Annotated in this window: 17 protein-coding genes; 12 read left to right on the top strand and 5 right to left on the bottom strand. The window is 40.5% G+C overall.

Annotated elements, in window-relative coordinates:
- Nucleotides 1-356 precede the first annotated feature (356 nt).
- Nucleotides 357-1,916, top strand: a complete 1,560-nt coding sequence (locus tag N523_RS0113445) for a BCCT family transporter (RefSeq protein WP_028834957.1) — start codon at nt 357-359, stop codon at nt 1,914-1,916.
- A 179-nt stretch (nt 1,917-2,095) separates the two neighbouring features.
- On the opposite strand, the gene N523_RS0113440 is transcribed toward N523_RS0113445, so the two are convergent.
- A complete protein-coding gene (locus N523_RS0113440; RefSeq protein ID WP_028834956.1) occupies nt 2,096-3,700 on the bottom strand; it encodes a methyl-accepting chemotaxis protein in 1,605 nt (534 codons plus the stop codon).
- A gap of 202 nt (nt 3,701-3,902) precedes the next feature.
- Between N523_RS0113440 and N523_RS0113435 the strand changes: the two genes are divergently transcribed.
- From N523_RS0113435 to speB, 3 genes are all read left to right on the top strand, one after another.
- Nucleotides 3,903-4,361 (top strand): GNAT family N-acetyltransferase, encoded by a 459-nt coding sequence (locus tag N523_RS0113435; protein WP_013465312.1) that lies wholly within the window; start codon nt 3,903-3,905, stop codon nt 4,359-4,361.
- 143 nt (nt 4,362-4,504) lie between these two features.
- Nucleotides 4,505-6,418, top strand: a complete 1,914-nt coding sequence (gene speA / locus N523_RS0113430) for a biosynthetic arginine decarboxylase (RefSeq protein ID WP_028834955.1) — start codon at nt 4,505-4,507, stop codon at nt 6,416-6,418.
- 3 nt (nt 6,419-6,421) lie between these two features.
- Nucleotides 6,422-7,345: an agmatinase gene (gene speB, locus N523_RS0113425; RefSeq protein WP_028834954.1), complete on the top strand. Its 924-nt coding sequence runs from the start codon at nt 6,422-6,424 to the stop codon at nt 7,343-7,345.
- A gap of 63 nt (nt 7,346-7,408) precedes the next feature.
- Here speB and N523_RS0113420 read toward each other — a convergent pair whose 3' ends face one another.
- Genes N523_RS0113420 through N523_RS0113410 form a run of 3 tightly spaced genes read right to left on the bottom strand, consistent with a single transcriptional unit; the run spans nt 7,409 to nt 9,839 of the window.
- Entirely contained in the window at nt 7,409-7,702 is a 294-nt protein-coding gene (locus N523_RS0113420) for a hypothetical protein (protein ID WP_013465309.1), read from the bottom strand.
- The gene (locus N523_RS0113415) at nt 7,699-8,739 is read right to left on the bottom strand and encodes a M48 family metallopeptidase (protein ID WP_028834953.1); all 1,041 of its coding nucleotides are present in this window, start codon (nt 8,737-8,739) and stop codon (nt 7,699-7,701) included. The genes N523_RS0113420 and N523_RS0113415 overlap by 4 nt, the downstream gene beginning before the upstream one ends.
- Nucleotides 8,739-9,839 carry a YjgN family protein gene (locus tag N523_RS0113410; RefSeq protein ID WP_028834952.1) on the bottom strand — a complete coding sequence of 367 codons (1,101 nt, stop codon included), beginning with the start codon at nt 9,837-9,839 and terminating at the stop codon, nt 8,739-8,741. The genes N523_RS0113415 and N523_RS0113410 overlap by 1 nt, the downstream gene beginning before the upstream one ends.
- 172 nt (nt 9,840-10,011) lie before the next feature.
- On the opposite strand from N523_RS0113410, the gene N523_RS0113405 reads away from it, so the two are divergent.
- From N523_RS0113405 to msrB, 8 genes are all read left to right on the top strand, one after another.
- Nucleotides 10,012-10,743, top strand: coding sequence for a TrmH family RNA methyltransferase (locus N523_RS0113405; RefSeq protein WP_028834951.1), 732 nt, complete (start codon nt 10,012-10,014; stop codon nt 10,741-10,743).
- Nucleotides 10,744-10,811: 68 nt separating this feature from the next.
- The gene (locus N523_RS0113400) at nt 10,812-14,213 is read left to right on the top strand and encodes a chromosome segregation SMC family protein (protein WP_028834950.1); all 3,402 of its coding nucleotides are present in this window, start codon (nt 10,812-10,814) and stop codon (nt 14,211-14,213) included.
- Between the two features lie 73 nt (nt 14,214-14,286).
- Nucleotides 14,287-15,033 (top strand): cell division protein ZipA, encoded by a 747-nt coding sequence (zipA, locus tag N523_RS0113395; protein WP_028834949.1) that lies wholly within the window; start codon nt 14,287-14,289, stop codon nt 15,031-15,033.
- A gap of 79 nt (nt 15,034-15,112) precedes the next feature.
- Complete coding sequence (gene ligA, locus N523_RS0113390) at nt 15,113-17,134, top strand: NAD-dependent DNA ligase LigA (RefSeq protein WP_028834948.1); 2,022 nt, start codon at nt 15,113-15,115, stop codon at nt 17,132-17,134.
- On the top strand, nt 17,127-17,471 hold the full coding sequence (locus N523_RS0113385) for a DUF3392 family protein (protein WP_028834947.1): 345 nt from the start codon (nt 17,127-17,129) through the stop codon (nt 17,469-17,471). Before ligA ends, N523_RS0113385 begins: the two co-directional genes overlap by 8 nt.
- Nucleotides 17,468-17,968 (top strand): DUF2919 domain-containing protein, encoded by a 501-nt coding sequence (locus tag N523_RS0113380; protein ID WP_024602644.1) that lies wholly within the window; start codon nt 17,468-17,470, stop codon nt 17,966-17,968. Before N523_RS0113385 ends, N523_RS0113380 begins: the two co-directional genes overlap by 4 nt.
- A 6-nt stretch (nt 17,969-17,974) precedes the next feature.
- Nucleotides 17,975-18,415 carry a hypothetical protein gene (locus N523_RS0113375; RefSeq protein WP_013465300.1) on the top strand — a complete coding sequence of 147 codons (441 nt, stop codon included), beginning with the start codon at nt 17,975-17,977 and terminating at the stop codon, nt 18,413-18,415.
- Between the two features lie 95 nt (nt 18,416-18,510).
- Nucleotides 18,511-18,951 (top strand): peptide-methionine (R)-S-oxide reductase MsrB, encoded by a 441-nt coding sequence (msrB, locus tag N523_RS0113370; RefSeq protein WP_013465299.1) that lies wholly within the window; start codon nt 18,511-18,513, stop codon nt 18,949-18,951.
- Nucleotides 18,952-19,308: 357 nt separating this feature from the next.
- Here msrB and N523_RS0113365 read toward each other — a convergent pair whose 3' ends face one another.
- On the bottom strand, nt 19,309-20,940 hold the full coding sequence (locus tag N523_RS0113365) for a response regulator (protein ID WP_028834946.1): 1,632 nt from the start codon (nt 20,938-20,940) through the stop codon (nt 19,309-19,311).
- Between the last annotated feature and the right edge of the window lie 475 nt (nt 20,941-21,415).

Here is a 21,415-nt window from a genome sequence, read left to right as displayed (position 1 = left end):
ATAAGTCGCGTTGTTTGCGTACCCACTGCGCAGCAACGTTTAATAACGTACCGCGCTTTTGCTAAAGCAAAAATGTATATTTTTTGTTTGTTTGATACCGTGATGTAATTTATCTTTTATTATTGTGTAACTACTACACAAATCATTCCTGAGGCATTGGTTTAGCGTTTTTAACGCGTTAAACTAGTCAGGAATTGGCAATAAGTCTACTTGTTGTGACATTACCTAGACGTGAACATGACAAGTACTTAAAACTCGCTTTTGAGTTGCTTTGTCGTTTGTTGAAACTAGGGTTTAGTGTGATGTCATGGTGTGTCGCTATGTCGGTAACTTTAAAGAACCATTAGGAGCGATAAATGAATACCACTAAAGCAACTTTAAAGTCGGGTGAAACACATTCTTCCCGAGTTAAGTTTCTGGATGGGGTTGATATACCCGTATTTTTAATCAGTGGCGGTATATTAGTTTTATTTGCCGCGCTGGCCCTTTACGACATTAAACTGATGTCTGATTGGATAAATACGGCCTTTGCCTTCTCAACCAAAATATTTGGCGCCTTTTGGCAAGTCCTACTTTTATTAACCTTTTTGATTGGCATTTTCTTAGCTATCGGCCGCACTGGCTCAGTGGTACTGGGTGGCTTAAAAACCCCTGAAATTTCTACCTTTAAGTGGATAAGTATTATTATGTGTACTTTGCTTGCTGGTGGCGGCGTATTTTGGGCCGCAGCAGAGCCAATGGCACATTTTATTTCTCCGCCACCGCTATTTGGTGGTGAAACAGGCACTAACGATGCCGCTTATAACGCACTTGCACAAAGCTTTATGCACTGGGGATTTTTAGCCTGGGCTATATTAGGCAGCTTAACGGGCATTGTTTATATGCATCTTCATTACGAAAAAGGCTTACAGCTTAAACCTCGTACTTTGCTTTATCCCGTATTTGGCGATCGTGTTATGAAAGGGGCGCTTGGTACAATTGTTGATGCATGTTGTGTACTCGCTGTGGTTGCTGGCACTGTAGGTCCAATTGGTTTTTTAGGCTTACAGGTGAGTTTTGGCCTAGATAAATTGTTTGGTATTCCTGACACCTACACCACACAAGTAGTTATTTTATTTAGTTTAATTGGCATTTACACACTTTCAGCGGTAAGTGGCGTTACTAAAGGTATTCAGCTGTTAAGTCGTTTTAATGTTGTATTGGCTGTAGTGCTGATGTTGTTTATATTCCTGATGGGGCCCACTGCGTTTATTATTGATAGCTACATTCAATCGTTTGGCTTGTACTTAGATAACTTTATACCTATGGCTACGTTTCGTGCCGATAAACCATGGTTAGACTGGTGGACCGTATTCTTTTGGGGCTGGTTTTTAGGTTATGGCCCTTTAATGGCGATGTTTGTTGCGCGTATATCGCGTGGCCGAACTATCCGTGAAATGATTTTACTCATCTCTGTGGTTGCGCCAGTGATCACCTGCTTTTGGTTTACCATTGTGGGTGGCTCAGGCATATTTTTTGAGTTAAATAATCCAGGTGTTATATCAGAACCTTTCGCAGGGCTTAATTTACCTGCGGCATTGTTAGCCATTACTGAGCAGTTACCCATGGGGTTTGTTGTGTCTGTATTATTTTTAGTACTGACCACTATTTTTGTGGCAACAACCGGTGACTCAATGACGTACTCGGTATCTATGGTGATGACCGGTACCGATCATCCGCAAACATCAATTCGTGTGTTTTGGGGAGTTATGATGGGGGTAATGGCTGCATTACTCATCTCAATTGGCGAGGGCGGAATTTCAGCGCTACAGTCCTTTATTGTGGTGACCGCGGTGCCAGTTTCTTTTGTGTTACTTCCGTCACTGTGGACAGCACCACAAATAGTTAAAAAAATGGCAGATGAGCAAGGGCTCTAATAGCACATAAAAAAGGCGCTCGTTAGCGCCTTTTTCTATTTTATACATCACTTAAATTTTAACAAAAAACAGCCACATTTCTTCAGGCTATATCAACTCTACCGGATTAAAATAATTCACTAACAAACAATTTAATTTGTTGATTGAGCAAGTTTGTTAATTTTCCCCAAACTATTTAATTATTTTAAAAATGAGGCCAGCTCGTCAACGTGCGTTTGAGTTTCATTTATTAAAAGTCCAATTTGTGCCGCTGCTTCGTTTGACGTTTTGGCAAGGTTACGTACTTCGTCAGCAACCACGGCAAAACCTCGTCCAGCTTCACCGGCTCTCGCTGCTTCAATGGCCGCATTAAGAGCAAGTAAATTAGTTTGATCTGCCACGGCATTGATGGTGGTGACCGTAGTTTGAATTTTCCCTAATACGGTTGACATTGATTGATGCGTTCCAGTAACTAATTTGTTTCTAGAAGAGACATTACTACCAAATACAACGTATTTAGAAACCTTACCGTTTAAATCGGTAATAGAAGAAATAATGCAATCTAGCGTTACGTCTTCATTTTGATGCGTCAATGACATCATTACTTCAGTCGGCTTGCCTTGGTTGAGTATTTGAATACGTGAAGCATCTAAATGATCCCTTAAATTACCAAACACACTCGCTATGTTTGAGCCCTCAGATATGTTTAATTGCTTTTTGGTATACTCATTGGCAGATAGGAACTGGCCATCTTCATTAAACTCAATCACAGCCGAGTGGCTACTTATTGCATCTTTTTGGTTTATTTGTTCAAGTACTTGGCGCTTAATTTCGCGAATATCTGAACTTACGCCCACAAACCCTGTGTGCTGGCCATTATCATCAAATGTTGGGTTTACCGACAGAACAATCCAATATGGCACACCATTTTTATCAAAATTTAGTATTTCTTCATAAAATGGTTGTTTGTTTTTAAGGTTTTTTGAAATCCGCTTAACGGTTTCTTTGTCTGTTTGTTCTCCCTGCAAGAAATTGCCTGGTTTTTTGCCTTTTACTTCTGCAAGTGTATAACCTGAAAGTACTTCAAAGCCAGGGTTAACATATTCTACTAAGCCATCTTTATTGGTAATAAGTACACTAGTACTGGTATTGCTGACCACTTTAGATAACAGTTCAAATTGCTTATAGTCTTCAACTTGTGATTGTTTTGATAATACAAATGCAGACAACAAGGTATTATTAAAGTTAAAAGTAGTGTGGGCAACATTATAATAAATATTGTCTTTTACAGATAAACACAGTGAACCGTGTTCGCTATTTAAAGCATCTTGTAAAACGTTTAGCAATTTAGTGTTTTCTTTGGGCAGTAGTGCAGCGTCGGCACTGTTCGACGTATCTAAATTATTCGCAACAAGCTTTGAGTTATCATCGAAGACTGCATAGATATCTTCACCTAAACTCAGAAGTGTTTGCCAAGCTTGCTCATCTAACACTCTCACAGGCTCAGGTTTAAATACATGAAGCGAGCATGTATCAAGCTCTTTTAATGTAAGCGGGCTAATGTGTTGGGTTAAAAACAAGTTATTTCCACAAGCAATGGTTTTGCTTGTTGGATTATAACGTTTATTTAAATAAGTTAATGTATTAGTGTCATTAGTTTGGTTAAGTGTCTTACTTAGCGATTTAAACTCGTCATTCACTGCAATAACAGTGTTGTCGTTGTTAGCGATAATCGCAGCTGCTTCGTGTGTACTAACTAGCTGTTTTGCAAACGCCTGTTTTCTTTTTTTTGGGCTAAACCACATTATTTATTCCTAATTTACACTCTAATTGATTGCATTATACGCCCGTCATAGTACATGTAGGTCAAACTATTGTTTTTTATTTTGCAATAATAATTTTGTGTCGGTATTTTTTAAGAGTAATGACATAAAACATAGTTATTGTTCATTTGTTACAATGCGTTATAGTTTGCTAACAAATAAGAAAATAAATTAGAGATAACCTATGCAGTTAATAGATTTAACCCCTGATGATCCCGATGTGATTAATGTTTTTTCTGATATCGACAGACTTATTAATTCTTTATATCCAGTAGCGACAGCACAGTCATTGTCTGTTAGTCAATTGGGCCAACCCAATGTCTATGCAATAGGCTTGAAAAATGAAGAGGGGATTATTGCTTGTGGGGCGATTGTTATGCAGTTTGATACCCAGCCCTATGGTGAGATACGCCGTTTATATGTCAAACCTAGTTATCGCGGAAAAGGCTTATCGCGCCGTATTATGCAAATATTATTACACCATGCTGGCGAAGAAGAAATCCCAATCATAAAGCTAGAAACAGGGCCAAAGCAAAGACAATCAATCCATCTTTACGAGAATTTAGGGTTTGTACAATGTGCCCCTTTTGGTGAATACACAGAAAACCCGAACAGCCTATTTATGGAGCTTGCGCTCAGCTAATAATACGCTATTTACTGTTTTTCTTTATCAATTTTAATCCTCACTCGTTACGAGTAGAAATACTTGTTGGACATGAATCGCTATTTTTCTTTTAATGCGCGCAACTAGCCGGTTTGGCATTCATAAATAAAAGAGAAAGATAAATGAAAGAGACAACATCACTTGAACAAGCTCGTACGAGCTACAACGTTCGTCATTGGAGCCAAGGTTTTTTTGGTATTAATGATCAAGGTGATGTGTATGTTGCGCCTAAGGCTGATGCCCCACAGCAAACCATTGCATTAACAGACATTGCTAAGCAGCTTGAAGAAAAAGGCTTAAGTTTGCCGGCGTTAGTTCGCTTTCCACAAATTTTACACCATCGCGTGCATAGCTTATGTGGTGCATTTAATACTGCAATAGAAAGCTATGGTTACCCAAAAGACTATTTATTAGTTTACCCAATTAAAGTTAACCAACAACGCGAAGTAGTTGAAGAAATTGTTGCCAGCCAAGCACAAGTAGAAAAAAAACAGCTGGGTTTAGAAGCAGGCAGCAAGCCAGAGTTATTAACCGTATTAGCGCTGGCTGAAAAAACCAGTGCGGTGATTGTTTGTAATGGCTACAAAGATAAAGAATATGTGCGTTTAGCGTTGATTGGCGAAAAGCTGGGCCATAAAGTGTATATCGTACTTGAGAAACTGTCTGAGCTGGATATGGTACTTAGCCAAGCTAAAGAATTAAATGTAAAACCACGCATTGGTATTCGTGTGCGTTTAGCATCGCAAGGCAAAGGTAAGTGGCAAGCCAGTGGCGGAGAAAAATCTAAGTTTGGTTTATCTGCTTCTCAAGTGCTGTATGTAGTAAACCGTTTAAAAGAAACAGATCAGCTAGATTTAGTCCAACTGGTGCATTTTCACTTAGGTTCGCAAATGGCCAACATTCGTGATGTGCGCTTAGGTGTAAGCGAGGCTGCGCGTTTTTATTGTGAATTACGTAAGTTGGGTGCACACATAGAGTGCCTTGATGTAGGCGGCGGTTTAGCGGTTGATTACGACGGCACGCGCAGTCAATCACACAACTCAATGAATTACAGTTTAGCTGAATACGCAAATAATATTGTGTACACCATCGGTGATATTTGTAAGCAGTATGAGCAGCCTTTCCCTACCATTATTTCAGAGTCGGGAAGAGCATTAACGGCGCATCATGCAGTGCTTATTTCCAATGTAATTGGCACCGAAACGTATACACCAGAAGAAATAGAAGCACCAGCAGATGAAGCGCCGCAGCTACTTAAAAACATGTGGACGTCATGGCAACAACTGCATGTGCTTACTGATGACCGTGCATTAATTGAAATTTTTCACGACAGCCAAGGTGATTTAGCCGAAGCGCATAGTCAGTTTGCGATGGGATTATTAGATTTAACCCAGCGTGCATGGGCAGAGCAAATCAACTTACGCGTTTGTTATGAACTCAATAAATTAATGGATAACAAAAACCGTTTTCATCGACCGATTATAGATGACCTTAATGCGCGTTTAGCGGACAAGTTTTTTGTAAATTTCTCATTGTTTCAGTCATTGCCAGACGCGTGGGGAATTGATCAAGTGTTTCCAGTATTGCCATTAAGTGGTTTAACGCAAGCACCGCAAAAGCGTGCGGTGTTATTGGATATTACTTGTGACTCAGATGGCGCTTTAGAGCATTATGTAGATGGCCAAGGTATTGAAAGTACGTTACCAGTACCTGAATACTCAGCCGATAAACCCTATTTAATGGGATTTTTCTTGGTGGGTGCCTATCAAGAGATTTTAGGCGATATGCATAACTTATTTGGTGATACGCACAGTGCTATTGTCAATATGGATGAGCAAGGTGTTGCCAGCATTACAGAAATTAACCACGGTGATACTGTCGCTGACATGATGCGTTATGTACATTTAGATGTTGAAGGTTTTCAGCAGTCTTATGCGCAGTTAGTAAGCGCAAAAATTACAGTAGATGAACAGCAAAGCGTCCTCGACGAATTGCAAAGCGGCCTTGACGGCTACACTTATTTAGAAGAGTTATAAGCAATGTCTAGCTTGTTTGGTCATGTTGACCACTCATTATACTCAAATGGGATGACGTTTTTACGTCGTCCTATGGTACAAAATATTAACGCGATTGAAGCCGATGTAGTAGTACTAGGCTTACCGTTTGATTTAGCCACCTCTGGGCGCCCTGGTGCCCGCTTGGGGCCAGATGCAATTCGCAGAGCGTCGGTGCATTTAGCATGGGAAGATACTAAATATCCGTGGACGTTTCCTTTGTTTGAACGGCTAAAAGTAGCGGATGCTGGCGATTTTACCTATCCGGTAGGCGATCCTGAGTATTTTACTGCCCAGCTAGAAATGGCGGCAGAGCAAATACTTCGCCAAGGTAAAACATTATTAGGCTTAGGTGGCGATCATTTCGTAACGTTACCGCTGTTGCGCGCACATGCAAAAATTCATGGAAAAATGGCGTTAGTGCATTTCGATGCGCATACCGACACCTACAGTAATGGGTCGCGTTTTGATCACGGTACTATGTTTTATCATGCGCCAATGGAAGGGTTGATTGATGTTAATCACAGTATTCAGCTCGGCATTCGTACCGATTTTGATCAAAGCAAGCATGAGTTTGCAGTGATTGATGCTATGCAAGCCAATGATCTTCATGCGAATGATATTGCAGCGCAGATTATTGAGCGAGTGGGCGATTTACCGGTTTACTTAACCTTTGATATAGATTGTTTAGACCCTGCCTTTGCGCCAGGTACAGGTACACCAGTATGTGGTGGTTTAACTTCTGATAAAGTGCTGAAAATTTTACGTGCACTCAAAGGCATTAATATGGTGGGTATGGATGTAGTTGAAGTATCGCCTTCTTATGACCAAAGTGAGCTCACCGCCATTGCCGCAGCAACGATTGCCAGTGAATTATTGCATTTGTGGGCACTTAAGCATAAATATTAGCATGTTTTAATGCAGCTCAAAAAAGCGCCAATTTGGCGCTTTTTTTGTATAAAAATAAGAGTACTATGAAAACTGCATATTGTGCTTTTTAGCATAAATAAAAAACACCGGAATTTCGATTATTACGTAAGTTAAAAAAGTAAACCAAAACCAATTAACTTCAAATAGTAACCAGCTAAATTGCACGCCCGAGTTGTAATAAAGGCGAGATGCAATTAATAGCGTAATGCCTGTTGCAAATAAATCTTGTACCGATACCTTTTTAAAGCTGCTGCCTGCAAAGCGCGGATAAATAAACCCGTAGCCAAGCGTTATCATAATGATGACTAATAACAATAAATTCAGTTCAGGGGTCATAGTGGTTTATATTGCCTCGCATATTCTATTCGCTCTTGAGAGCTTGGGTGCGTTGATAAATACTTTAACCAAGTATCATCAAGGGTCGCCTCTTGTGCTTTTAAATTATTTTCCAGTGCTTCAATTGCATCAGCAAAGTCGTGGTTAGAATATCCTAATTTTAAAAGATTTTTAATAGCATATTCATCGGCCTCTTGTTCCATATCTCGTGAAAACGCTTGTTGTAAAAAAGATGAACCAGAGCCAAGCACGACCTCTAATATCCCTTCTAAATCACCAAAAATAACTGCAAATACAACGGTGCTCGCTGCAGCTTGTGCTGCAAGGCGAATGCTGTGATGGTGCTGAACATGACCAATTTCATGAAGTAAAATAGCACGCAGGGCATCAGGTTCATTCTTTAATAGCTCAACAAGTTCGTCAGTCACAACAACCCGCCCATTAGGAAGAGCAAACGCATTAGCTGAAAAATAATCTGACTGATAAAAAGAGAGTCTAAATTTTGCACTGTCTAAATTGAGTGAGTTAAGCATTAAACGCCATTGTTGCTGTATTTCTGATTGCTTATTAGTAGAAAGTTGAGAAGGTGCTAATGCGACTTTTTCTATCACACTGAGCGTTTGCTCTCCCATCGTTTCAATTGTCGAGGCAGGTGCTAAGTTAACGTTATAAACGGCTGCTGACGGTATTAAGCGGTACAAAATTAACCAAAGCAATAGGGGAATTAGCAGCACAGATGCAACAATAAGGACTTTATTTTTTTCTAAGCGTTCACTCAGCCCATGCTTTTTAAGCGCGAATGGCCACCTAAATTCTACATCTTGAGGAATAAATCGACCACCGTTAGCAAAAATTAACTCAGACGCCATGCCAGGTAACGGGCTATCAAGTTGGCAATCGTCTAAAGTTGATGAAAGTAACGTCGTATTCTCAGAGTCAACAAGCGTTATTTGCTCATGGGAAAGGTGTGCGTAGCTTTTAATATATTGGCTGCTATTAGGGTAATAATAACAGCCAAAAATAGGATAATTACTCATTAGGTGAGTGAAATATCAATATCAAACACATTAGCAGCTTCTTCAGCAAATGATGACTGCTCATTTTGTGCAACATCAATCAACGAAAGCGCACCGCTATAAATAGTGACTTCAGTAACCGATGCTAACAGCTTTGCTCTGCGTATTTTAGCCCAAGGGTAGGCAAGTCCTAAGGTAAACATAATTGCCAATACATTGGTAAATAGTAAGATGGCATAGTCAATGGCTTTTAAGTTCGAATCAAAGGTAGCGACTTCTGAAAATTCACTGTTATTAAAAATATGATTTCGAATAAGCGAATGATAAACAGCGCCTACCAGTGTTAAAAACGCAACATACAACACAGCAATTAATAGCGGCACTACAATTGTCGAAAGGCTAAAGTTTTGTGTGTTTAAGTTATCGATAGTTAAGGCACTTGCACCAGCAAAGAAGCCAAAAATAACTAAGCCACCTATTGCAACTCCTAGGGTAATAAGTGCTGCGATATAATAGCGTTCGCCCTGAAGATTTACTGTAAGTGGTTTATTTCCATAGCTGATGTTTTCATGCATATATTGATCAATTCGCTTTAATACATACGGCAGCAATAGGTGTAATGTGAATACACTTGCAATAGGCAATAAAACAAAGTTAATAAATGCATCGCCGTAATTACCTGAAAAGGCAAAGCGCACATTACGATGGCGAGTCATACGCATATTAAAACGCAGACCTTGGTTGATGATCCACGGCAATAAAAATAAAAAGCCAATAGCAAATAAAAGGCCTATCGCCGGTGCGAGGCTGCTAAGTAAGGTGTAAATTAAAAACACGATTACCGCTAAAATGCGGCCTTTTAGAATTTGTATAGGAGTGGCTAGGTAGTCAAAGCTATGACCGTCGATACGCGTATGACCGTAAAAATAACGGTAGGTGCGCACTTTTGCCCATGCCGAGTAAATTCCAAGCGTAAGTACGCTCAATAGTATATTGACTATCCAAATACCAAAAAATTCACCGCCTCTGCCGCTAAAATTTACTATGCCACTAAAAATGGGAGAGGCAGTTGGTGGTGTAGAGGGATTTGTTTCATTTGAAGTTGGGTGTATTGATTCCATTTAAAAAAAGTCCTTGTAATTTTTTGTAAATTTACCCTTTTTAGAGAATAAAAACAATCTTTATGATTAGCTAGCTTATTGTAAGTAGGCTAATTTTATTGCTTTTACTGTTTATGGGGCTGCACTTTAAGTCACCTCTGGTATACTGTGCAGATAATTTAACGGGGCTGACATGATTTCAAAAAACCAACTTAAACTAATTCGCCAGCTTGGCCAAAAGAAGTACCGCAAGCAACTTAATCAATATCTTGTACAAGGCGAAAAAAACGTATTGGAGTTATTAAATAGCCCATTAAAAGTAACCGATGTGTTTGCAACGCAAAACTTTATTGATACTAACCAAGCGGCATACCCCAATACGCATTTTATTGTTGCTGATGAAGAGCAGCTAACAAAGGCCAGTACTTTGGTAAGTAATAATGCGGCGATTGCAATTGTTGATATGCCAAGCACCACATTACCTGATGAAAGCAGCTTAATATTGGCCTTAGATGGAGTGTCTGATCCGGGTAATTTAGGTACCATCATTCGCGTGGCTGATTGGTACGGTATAAAACACATTGTTGCCAGCACTGACAGTGCCGATCCGTATAACCCAAAAACAATTAGCGCCACTATGGGGTCATTTGTTCGTGTATCGGTAAGCCAAGTTGATTTACCTGGCTATTTAACATCTTTGGATGTGCCTATCTATGGTGCATTTTTAGAGGGCAAGAATGTTCATCACTGCCAGTTTGCTGGGAAAGGGGTGTTATTGATGGGCAGCGAGTCACATGGTATACGTCAGCAGTGCGCAGCGCTGGTAACAAATAAAATTACCATCCCTGCCTTTGGTGGTGCTGAATCGCTTAACGTGGCAATGGCAACGGGCATTATTTTAGATAACTTTAAACGCCAAGCTTAACCTTTTGCCTAAAAATAGGTTAAATTGTAACAACTAACAAAAATAATAAAAATTGGTAAAACAAACAGATGCGCTTAAGCACTATAAAATTAGCGGGCTTTAAATCCTTTGTAGAGCCCACTAAAATTCCATTTCCGGATCAAATGACGTGTGTTGTCGGCCCTAACGGCTGTGGCAAATCAAATGTCATTGATGCGGTGCGATGGGTGCTTGGTGAAAGCTCAGCTAAAAATTTACGTGGCGATGCCATGACGGATGTTATTTTTAATGGCTCCACTAACCGCAAGCCCATCTCACAAGCTTCTGTTGAACTCATATTTGATAATACCCAAGGTAAATTACCCAATACCTTTGCTGATCGTAACCAAGTGGCTATTAAGCGTTTGGTAACTCGCGATGGCCAATCGCTGTACTTTTTAAATGGTAGCAAATGCCGCAAACGTGATATTACCGATATATTTTTAGGCACTGGGCTTGGGCCGCGTAGTTACGCCATTATAGAACAAGGCATGATCTCGCGTTTAATTGAGAGCAAACCGCAAGAGCTGCGTGTTTTTTTAGAAGAAGCGGCTGGGGTCTCTAAATACAAAGAGCGCCGCCGTGAAACACAAACCCGCATAAAGAGCACCCGAGAAAACCTAGAGCGACTCCTCGATGTTCGCCAAGAGTTACAAAACCAGCTTGATAAACTTGCAGTACAGTCGGTTGATGCTAAAAAATATCGCGAATTTAAAACCCAAGAACGCACTTTAAAGGGGCAAATAGCGGTATTAAAATGGCAAAAGCTGCATCAGCAACAAGTTGATAAAAGCGCACAAATAAAAAAACTGGATGAACAAATCAGCTTTTTTAAAACGGCGCATTCAGGCCATGATGATGTTCTGGCAAGTCTTGAAGCTCAAGTACAAGTTCAGCAAGATAAACTTAATGATGCACAGCAACAGCAGCACCATACACATACCGAATTGACTCGCAGTGAACAGCAGGCAATTAGTATTAAACAACAAACGCTGTCACTGAAACAAAATTTAGCCAAGTTAGAGCAACAAAAAAATCAAAGTGAAGAAGTAAAAACGCAGCAACAAAGTCTCTGCCAAGAGTTAGATGACAGCTTACAACAGGCTGTAGAGCATAACTTAATGTGTAGCGAGCAGGTTATAGAGCTTAGCGATGAGGTTAATCGGCTGCTGGAGATTAAAAATGCTGACACATCACACTGGCAATCACTAACAGAAGATTATCAACAATTGCATAATCAGCAGTTAGCGCATACCAACGCAGTAAAACATACAGAACAGAAAATCAGTTATGTTAAGCAACAACTAATGCAGCTTGATGAGCAAATAGATGAGTTAAAACGCAGTGAGATAGAGCAGCAATTAACTCAGCAACAACAGCACAGACAAGCCCTGACTGAGCAGCTAGCGAAAGCGCAAACGGCTCACAGTAAAGGCCAAACTGCGCAAACTGCTCAGCAGCAACAGCTAGATGATGCACAGCAAGATTGGCAGCATTTATCTCAGCAAGTAAATGAATTAAAAGCCGGTATAGCGGGGCTACAAACTACTCTTGGGCTTGAAAAAAGCAGCGATGAAAGTTTAACCTTATTTAAGCAGTTAACTGTTCAGTCGGGTTATGAGTTTTTAGTCGAGCAGGCGCTGTCATCACTTGAGCATATTCATATATCACAAGGTAAAGCAGAAAATAGCACGTGGGAAATTTCATCGCAGTCTGCAGCTAAGCACAGTATTGCCGCGTTTATTACCTCAGGCGTGTATCCTGAGTTATTAAATCATATTTCTTATGATGAAGCCGGCGATATAAGCGCACTTAACGACAATAGTTATATTGCGGTTATAGATAAGCAAGGGGCATTACACGGTCGAAACTGGCATGTAAGTGGCGATAAAAATGCAGAAAATTCCTTATTATTAATGCACAAAAAACTCAAGCAGCAAGAAACCTTACTTGAGCAACAACAACAGGCATTGACGAACGCACACTCCACACTTGAAGATCATCAAGCGCAAGCTGCATTAATAACCGAGCAGCAAAATGAGCGCAAAGACACTATTCACCAATTAGCACAACAACTTGCTGTAGCAACAACGCGTGGCGATATGCTTAAAGCGCAAGCTGATCAGCATCTGCAGCAGCTAACAAAATTACAACAACAGCGTCTGCCTCTGCTAGAGCAACAACAGCAGTTAAGCGAATTATTGAGCGAAGAGCTCGATAAAAATGAACAGCTTGCACAGCAGTTACAGGCCTTAGCTGAAGAGCTTAACCAAGCCGATAGCACACGAATAAATAGTGATGAGCGTTACAAACAAGCTTTGAATAATGCTGAACAATATAAAACACTAGCGCATCAGGCAAACCTTAATGAGCAAAAAGCACGAAGTGAATGGCAGCTCAGTCAAACAAAACTGAGTCATGCTGTACAGGCGTTTACTAGTGCCGAAGAGGGTGCGCAAGAGATAATAGAGCAGATTGAAGCGTTACTTATTCCTGAGCAAGAGCTTGCACTAAGTATTGAGCAATTATTAGTACAGCACCAACAAGGCGAACAAACCCTTGTGGATATTCAGCAGCAGTTAGCTCAAGCAAAACAAGAATTACAAAACAAACAAGCGAGTTTAAAAACGTCACAAGCTGAGCTGGTGGCATTGCAAGATCAGCATCAAAAGCTGAGTATTGAAGAGCAAAGCTTACTAATAAAAGCGCAAGCGGTACTAGAGCCACTTAGTGAGCTTAATCAAAATTTAAAACAGGTATTAGCAGAGCTTCCTGCAGAGTTGTCATTAAATGCGGCGCAAAATCAACTTGCTGGAGTAAGTAATCAGCTAGAGCAATTAGGAGCCGTTAACCTTGCAGCCATTGATGAATTTGAACAAGCGAAGCAAAGAAGTGATTATTTAAATAATCAGCTGGACGATTTAACCCAAGCATTAACAGCTTTAGAAGGCGCTATTCATAAAATAGATCGTGAAACAAAAACGCGCTTTAAGTCTACGTTTGATCAGGTAAATCACGATTTTGGCCAGCTTTTCCCCAAAGTGTTTGGCGGCGGCAGTGCTTACTTAGAATTAACTAGTGACGATTTACTCGAAAGTGGTGTTAGTATAATGGCAAGGCCACCAGGTAAAAAAAATTCGACAATTCATTTGTTAAGTGGTGGAGAAAAAGCGCTGAGCGCATTATCATTGGTGTTTTCTATATTCAGGCTCAATCCAGCTCCATTCTGTATGCTGGACGAGGTAGATGCTCCATTAGATGATGCCAATGTGGTTCGTTTTTGCCGTTTGGTTGAAGAAATGTCACAATCTGTGCAGTTTATTTATATTAGTCATAATAAAATTGCAATGGAAATGGCGGGTAGATTAACGGGTGTAACCATGGCAGAGCCCGGCGTGTCGCGCATGGTTGCTGTGGATATTGAACAAGCGGTGCAACTTGCACATGCATAATTTTATAGTCATTTGCTGGTTATTTTAGGTAAAATGATGGCTGTTAGGCATATTAATAATAAAAGGTGAGGGGATGGCCGAAGAATTAAGATGGGTTTTAATTGTGATCAGTGTATTTGTCATTGGTGGCTTATTAATACACGGTTTGTGGTCAGTAAGAAAAAAAGAGAATGCTGAACTCCCTGCAAATGAGCGAGTCGAGCCTGTTCAAGAACAGCAGCCTTCATCTGTACATACTGAGCCACAAGAGCCAACGTTAGCGCAACGAGAAGAGCCACAAATGAGCGAGTTAAACTTCAGCGCTGATGAACCACAGATAGACGAAAGCCCAGTAAATACACCTATCGAGGATGACCTTGAAGTGGTAACAGAAGAGGCCGCAGACACACAACAAGATGTCCCTAAAGACGTTGCAGACTTTGTCATTGTGCATATTCAAATGCCAGAAGGGCTCACTATGCAAGGCAGTAAATTACTGCCTGCTGTTAACACGCTAGGTTTTAAATATTCAGAAGAAGGCTTTTTTAATCGCCACCTAGACCCAGCAGGCCAAGGGCCGGTGTTATTTAGGCTGGTGAATATGTATAACCCAGGCACGTTCGATATTGATAATATGGAACAATTTAGCACCGCTGGGGTGAGCTTATTTATGACTCTGCCATGCGATGGCGACGGTTTAGCCGCGTTTAACATGCTGCACAGCGCCGCTAAAAAAATAGCGGATGAATTTGGTGCCGATATTTTAGATGCAGAGCGAAATGTAATGACGGTAGAGCGTATTCGTCAATATGTTGAACAGGTTCGCGCATTTTCTGCGTAACATACGCATAAGTTAAATTTTGTAAGCCACTGGGCGTTCACTCGTCAAAGTGGCTTTTTTTATGTTTTTTGAGGTCTACATGACAAGCAGCATTAGTGAGCAAATTAATCATCTTCGTACCACGCTTGAGCAACACAATTATAGTTATTATGTGCTTGATACACCCAGCATACCTGATGCCGAATATGACCGCTTGTTACGGACACTAAGTGAATTAGAAACCCAGCACCCTGAGTTTTTAACAGCCGATTCACCCACTCAAAAAGTTGGAGGAGCGGCGCTTGCCAAGTTTGAGCAAGTAGCACACCAAGTGCCAATGCTATCGCTAGATAACGCCTTTGGTGAAGACGAATTTAGTGGTTTTAATCGTCGTATTAAAGAGCGGTTAATGAGCACTGAGGAGCTTACATTTTGCTGTGAGCCTAAACTGGATGGTTTAGCGGTATCGATTATTTATCGCGATGGAGTTCTGGTTCAAGCGGCGACCCGTGGCGATGGTTTTACTGGCGAAAATATTACTCAAAATGTAAAAACAATCCGCAATGTGCCATTAAAATTGCGCGGTGATGATTACCCTCGTGAACTTGAAGTGCGCGGTGAGGTATTTATGGATAGCGCGGGCTTTGAAAAATTAAATGCAGAGGCAGAAAAACGTGGCGATAAAGTCTTTGTTAATCCACGTAATGCGGCGGCAGGAAGTTTACGCCAGCTCGACTCAAAAATTACCGCAAAACGGCCATTGATGTTTTATGCCTACAGCACCGGATTAGTTGCCGATGGCACCTTACCTGAAGATCACTATCAGCAACTTGCTAAGCTTACCGATTGGGGATTACCACTGTGTCCAGAAACCAAATTAGTTGAAGGCCCAAAGGCTGCGCTTGCCTATTACAATGATATTTTAACGCGTCGTAGCGAGCTAAAATATGAAATAGATGGCGTAGTAATAAAGGTAAATAAAAAAGCCTTACAAGAGCGCTTAGGCTTTGTAGCTCGTGCACCGCGTTGGGCAATCGCTTATAAATTTCCGGCGCAAGAAGAAATAACGCAATTATTAGATGTTGAATTTCAAGTAGGGCGCACAGGGGCAATTACTCCCGTAGCACGACTAGAGCCGGTATTTGTTGGGGGTGTTACGGTATCAAATGCAACGCTGCATAATGCCGACGAAATAGCTCGTTTAGGCGTTAAAGTGGGCGATACTGTGATTATTCGCCGCGCAGGGGATGTTATCCCGCAAATTACTCAAGTGGTACTTGAGCAACGCCCAAGCGATGCAAAAGAGATTGTCTTTCCAACTATGTGCCCAATTTGTGACTCGCATATTGAACGGGTTGAAGGTGAAGCCGTTGCACGTTGTACCGGTGGCTTAGTATGCCAAGCACAGCGTAAACAAGCGATTAAGCATTTTGCATCGCGTAAGGCATTAGATATTGACGGCTTGGGCGACAAAATTGTTGATCAATTAGTTGACCGAGAGCTGATCAAAACCCCGGCTGATTTATTTATTTTAAAGCAGGGACATTTTGAATCACTTGAACGAATGGGGCCTAAATCAGCTAAAAATTTAGTTGCCGCGCTTGATGATGCAAAAACGACTACCTTAGCAAAGTTTTTATATTCACTGGGTATTCGTGAAGTCGGTGAGGCAACCGCGCAAAACTTAGCTAATCATTTTTTAACGCTTGAAAACGTAATCGATGCCAGCATTGAACAGCTGATTGAAGTAAGCGATGTAGGTGAAATAGTGGCAAAGCACGTGCGTGGCTTTTTTACTGAAGAGCATAATTTAACCGTGGTGAACGAATTAATAGCCCAAGGCATTAACTGGCCACAGTTAACAGCGCCATCAGAGCAAGAACAACCGCTAGCGGATTTAACTTATGTGCTAACTGGGACGCTTAATACGCTTAATCGCAATGATGCGAAAGCGCGCCTACAACAATTAGGTGCCAAGGTATCTGGCAGTGTTTCAGCCAAAACGGATGCGCTAGTGGCGGGCGAAAAAGCCGGCTCTAAACTAACTAAAGCGCAAGAACTCGGTATAGAAATACTGACAGAGGATGATTTAATTACTTTGTTAGAGACTCATAATGGCTAGTTTTACAAATATACTTAATACCTTGTTAATTGACCTAGGCCAGTGGCTGCAAGGCTATTTGTCGCATTTATCATTGCTTTTGATGGTGTGCTTAGTGTCGCTTTATGCGGATGACATTTTAAAGCTCACCAAAGGCGTGGTAGCTAGGCGTCACTTTATTATAAGAGTGGCATGTTTTGTGTTGATCACCGCGTTTGGGTTTGGTTTATTAGTGGTGTGGTTAAGCCCACTGCTAACTAAAGCCTTACTGTTTTTTGGTACTAAGTGGTTAGGGCTCACATTATTAGCTGCATTTTTTATTTTGGGCACTATTGCCGATAGGAAAAACCAGTTGTGAGCCGTTATGGACCTGAATACTGGGATAAATATGGTAGCTATCGTACACCAATAGCGTTTCATTTGAGTATTTTAGTGTTACTGCGGGCCTATTTTATTTGGGTGATTGCCGCGCTGAGCCGTCGTCCTGAACTTGATCTAATGTCATTGTTTTTTAAATCAAAAAATGATTTTTTTATTGCCATAGCGATTGGTGCTGTGGCAATTGTACCCACTATTTTGTTTTGTTTACGCAGACCCAGAGACTCGCATCAAGCTACGAAACGGTTAGCGCGTATTTGGCGATACATGCGTTGGCCGCTTATTGCTTGCGCGCTAATAGACTTGTCGTGGTTAAGTATCCAGGCGGCCCATAGTCATTATCGCTTTTCACTGTTTTTAGCCATACAAATGGTGATTGTATTGTGGGTATTGTGGTATTTGGCAAAAAGTCGTTATTTAAGTGTTTTTTTTAGTGATTGGCCCGAGCCGACAGAAAAAGCAACCGATAAAAAGTAAGAGATTATGCACACTATTAATAAAAAAATAGCGCAAGTAGTGGCCTTTATAGGGCTGATTATTATCTGCGTTGGCTATTTTTTATCATTAGGCGAACATATTTGGTTTAAAGGGATATTGCTATTGTGGATAGTGGTATTTTGTTCGTGCTGTTACCGGTTAACGCCGTTATTTAAAATGCGTAACCCGCTGCGTAACTTTATTCAGCGTGATGCGCAGCATTTGTTTGTTTTTAGTTTAACCGGGTTGTTTGATAAAAAGAATGGCCCGCATTGGTTAGTCATCAGCAATATTGAGTCAATAGAGATAAAAGACGATGAGCTAATAGTGCATAGTAATAATGACAGGCAATTAAGCGTGAGTATTCCTGGTAGTCAAGCTCAATTACACGCTTATATAAGCTGTATACTTACAGCAACAGAGAAGCACCGTATAGTGTTTAAATAGCGTTGATCGTGGTATTAGCCACGGACGTAATGATAGGCTGTCAGCCAATGCTTTTGGCTCAGTATGAAGCAAATTTATAACGCAATGAGGTTGTTATGTTGAAATGGAACGATATTGTTAATTTTGCCAACCATGGCAATCCGACACCGGTTCAAAAAGTAGTTAAAACAGAACAGCAATGGCGTGAACTGTTAAACGAAGAGCAATATTACGTGACCCGTAAAAAAGGCACAGAGCGACCAAATAGTTCAACTAGTTGCACACTATTAGAACCGGGAAAGTACGTATGTGTGTGTTGTGACAACCTACTGTTTGATGCGGATGAAAAGTTTGATAGTGGCACAGGATGGCCTTCATTTACACAACCTGCAACGGTTGATGCGATAGGGTATGTAATGGATAACAGCCATGGCATGGAGCGAGTTGAAGTTGTTTGTAATGTGTGTGATGCGCACTTAGGGCATATTTTCCCTGATGGCCCACTTCCTTCCGGCTTGCGCTACTGTGTAAACGCACTGGCAATGAAAAAGCTCTAGGGCCTGTTGGCCTTTCAAGGTTAAATTTGCAGCAGTCTGTTTGGTATTTAGGCAAGGCAGAGCCTATGTGGTGTGGTTATTCCCCATAAATGGGCGATAACGTAGCATCAATTCCAAACAGGCGCTGCCCAAAGGGTTCTGCCAAGGGACGATTAACTCTTTGTTGCCTACATGGATGTAGGTAAGGGGCGTGAGCAGGACGCGGAAGCTTTGCTCGGCTTTTACTTATTCTTACATGGATGTAAGCCAGTAGAATAACGCAGGAGCAGTTATCGAGCCCACTAGGTTACAAACCTCACGCCGCGATTAAATCGTCCCTTGCTTGAACAAATTTTAATCCGCAAATGTCAACAGGCCCTAGCTAATCTCTAGTTTCATTTCTTTAGCAATCTGAAGTAGTTTATCGAACCGCTCTGATTGCTCTTCTGCTAAGGGTGATTTTTTTAATAGTTTAAAGCACTTTTGAGCCAATAGACTATTAAAAGAGCCACCCTGTTTTTTTGATTTATCCACTAAACACTGTAATAAGTTAAGCGCAATACTTGGATTGTGTGGCATGACCCTAAAGGCTTGGCTGAATGCTTCTAAAGCAACATTTAACTGGCCACGCTCAAACTGTTTAACTGCATGATTGTTAAGTTCCTTCGGCCCCATTTTAATATCACGTCTTTCACTTTGCTGTTGCTGTATATAACGCAAGTACGTCGCGTCGCTCCTACTTGGGTGGCGTTCGCAATGATCAATAATTTGGCTAAATAGCGCTTGCGCCTTCTGATGAAAACCTAATTCATGTAATGCTTTTGCTTTATCTAGGGCACCATCGACTGAACGTATTTGAGTATCGCTGTCATCAAGTTGTTCAATCAACTGTTTCGCTTTTTTATGTTCATCTTTTAAATAATAAAGGCGTGCATTGAGCACATCGATTTGAGTTTGTGCATTACTGGTTGGGAATTGTGTTTTTAGCTCATTAATATATTTATTTGTTTGACGGGAAATTCTGTTTATTTGGTCACTTTGATCTGTGGTTAGTGCAAAATCAATCCCAGCACGAGCCGCATTTAAATAAATGTCTGGGCTATCATGCATAGAGTACTTAGCATAAGTGGCAATATCTTTTTGAGTTAAGTAGCTGGTTTCATAATCTCTATTAATGAGCGATACGCTGTTCAGTGATTTTTGACGGTCTATATTACGCGGGGCAATATGGGCTGCTTGACTTAAAAACTCTTGAGCTAAGTCAAACTGGTTTAGTTTTATTTCTAAACGGCCTAATAAGTCTAATGCAACTAGTCGTGTTTCATTACGTTCAAGCATAGTTTTAAGCATGCGTTGAGCCAAAATATGCTCATTGTTAGCAATTAAGGCTTCTACCAATCCTACTTTTGCCCATGCAAACTTTTGAATATTCAAAACTGATTTAAAAAAGTCTTTCGCTTCTTGGTTTTGTTTTAGCGCCAGTAAAATATTACCTTTTAATCTAAGCAGAATAGGGCTGTATTTATTACTTTTATCAAGCTGAGCATTAATTTGTTTTAATGCTTTAGACTGGTTATCGTCATCAATTAAAGTGTATATAGCTTTTAAGTCGCTTTTGCGTTTGAGAATACGCTCTATGCGCACTCTTAGCTCTTGTACAGAGAAAGGTTTTACTAAAAAGTCATCGGGTTGAAGTTCTAACACACTGTGAACTAACTCTCCGCTAGTTTCCGCAGATGTAAAAATAAACCCAGTAGAGTGTTTTATTAATGCTTTAGCGCGTAATTCTTCATAAAGCTGGTAGCCATCTTGGCGTTTGCTTAGATTAAAAGAGCAAATTACCAAGTCAAATTCTTCATGTAAGCATTGTTCTTTTGCCGCTAGAGCATGATCTGCAAAACGCATATGTCCAAAGCCAATTTTTTCGAGCGACTGTTTCATGTAGCTTTGAGCAAGTGGCTGCTCCTCTACAATCAGTATTTTTGCTTCATTAAAAATATTTTTAGACATTGGCTTAAGCGTAATTGAATTTAACACAGACTATAATCAACAGTTTAGACGCTTACAAGGTAATTTAAAGATTCGCTTCGAAGATGAGAGCTTATTAAGCAAATTAATTCTAAAGGTTTATATTTTTATCTTAAAAGAGCTAAAAACCCATTTAAAGTAAATGGATAGCACGCGTAATAAAGTAAGTTTAAACAAAATGATTTTGGAGATAATAAAACTCGGAAGATAGGTTTTTAGCATGTGATTGGTAATACTGATTTTTTGAAACCGAAGAATTGCTTGATAACGAATTTCTAAATGGCAATTAATACTGAACGTGAACTAAAGGAGTGGAGGATAATGAATATTAAAATGGAAGGTGATACTGGAGGATTTAGATTTTTGTAATATGCACCATTCAAAGAATGGTGGGTCGTACTGGACTTGAACCAGTGACCCTCGCCTTGTAAGGGCGATGCTCTCCCAACTGAGCTAA

This window comes from Pseudoalteromonas sp. 23_GOM-1509m (assembly GCF_000518425.1).
GTDB lineage: Bacteria > Pseudomonadota > Gammaproteobacteria > Enterobacterales > Alteromonadaceae > Pseudoalteromonas > Pseudoalteromonas tetraodonis.
The sequence above is the reverse complement of the archived record's forward strand: the minus strand, read 5'-3'. Positions and strand labels throughout refer to the sequence as shown.

Excerpts from the sequence above, each read along its gene's own strand:
- N523_RS0113445 (WP_028834957.1), top strand. The coding sequence starts at position 357 with ATGAATACCACTAAAGCAACTTTAAAGTCGGGTGAAACACATTCTTCC.
- N523_RS0113440 (WP_028834956.1), bottom strand. The coding sequence starts at position 3,700 with ATGTGGTTTAGCCCAAAAAAAAGAAAACAGGCGTTTGCAAAACAGCTA.
- N523_RS0113435 (WP_013465312.1), top strand. The coding sequence starts at position 3,903 with ATGCAGTTAATAGATTTAACCCCTGATGATCCCGATGTGATTAATGTT.
- speA (WP_028834955.1), top strand. The coding sequence starts at position 4,505 with ATGAAAGAGACAACATCACTTGAACAAGCTCGTACGAGCTACAACGTT.
- speB (WP_028834954.1), top strand. The coding sequence starts at position 6,422 with ATGTCTAGCTTGTTTGGTCATGTTGACCACTCATTATACTCAAATGGG.
- N523_RS0113420 (WP_013465309.1), bottom strand. The coding sequence starts at position 7,702 with ATGACCCCTGAACTGAATTTATTGTTATTAGTCATCATTATGATAACG.
- N523_RS0113415 (WP_028834953.1), bottom strand. The coding sequence starts at position 8,739 with ATGAGTAATTATCCTATTTTTGGCTGTTATTATTACCCTAATAGCAGC.
- N523_RS0113410 (WP_028834952.1), bottom strand. The coding sequence starts at position 9,839 with ATGGAATCAATACACCCAACTTCAAATGAAACAAATCCCTCTACACCA.
- N523_RS0113405 (WP_028834951.1), top strand. The coding sequence starts at position 10,012 with ATGATTTCAAAAAACCAACTTAAACTAATTCGCCAGCTTGGCCAAAAG.
- N523_RS0113400 (WP_028834950.1), top strand. The coding sequence starts at position 10,812 with ATGCGCTTAAGCACTATAAAATTAGCGGGCTTTAAATCCTTTGTAGAG.
- zipA (WP_028834949.1), top strand. The coding sequence starts at position 14,287 with ATGGCCGAAGAATTAAGATGGGTTTTAATTGTGATCAGTGTATTTGTC.
- ligA (WP_028834948.1), top strand. The coding sequence starts at position 15,113 with ATGACAAGCAGCATTAGTGAGCAAATTAATCATCTTCGTACCACGCTT.
- N523_RS0113385 (WP_028834947.1), top strand. The coding sequence starts at position 17,127 with ATGGCTAGTTTTACAAATATACTTAATACCTTGTTAATTGACCTAGGC.
- N523_RS0113375 (WP_013465300.1), top strand. The coding sequence starts at position 17,975 with ATGCACACTATTAATAAAAAAATAGCGCAAGTAGTGGCCTTTATAGGG.
- msrB (WP_013465299.1), top strand. The coding sequence starts at position 18,511 with ATGTTGAAATGGAACGATATTGTTAATTTTGCCAACCATGGCAATCCG.
- N523_RS0113365 (WP_028834946.1), bottom strand. The coding sequence starts at position 20,940 with ATGTCTAAAAATATTTTTAATGAAGCAAAAATACTGATTGTAGAGGAG.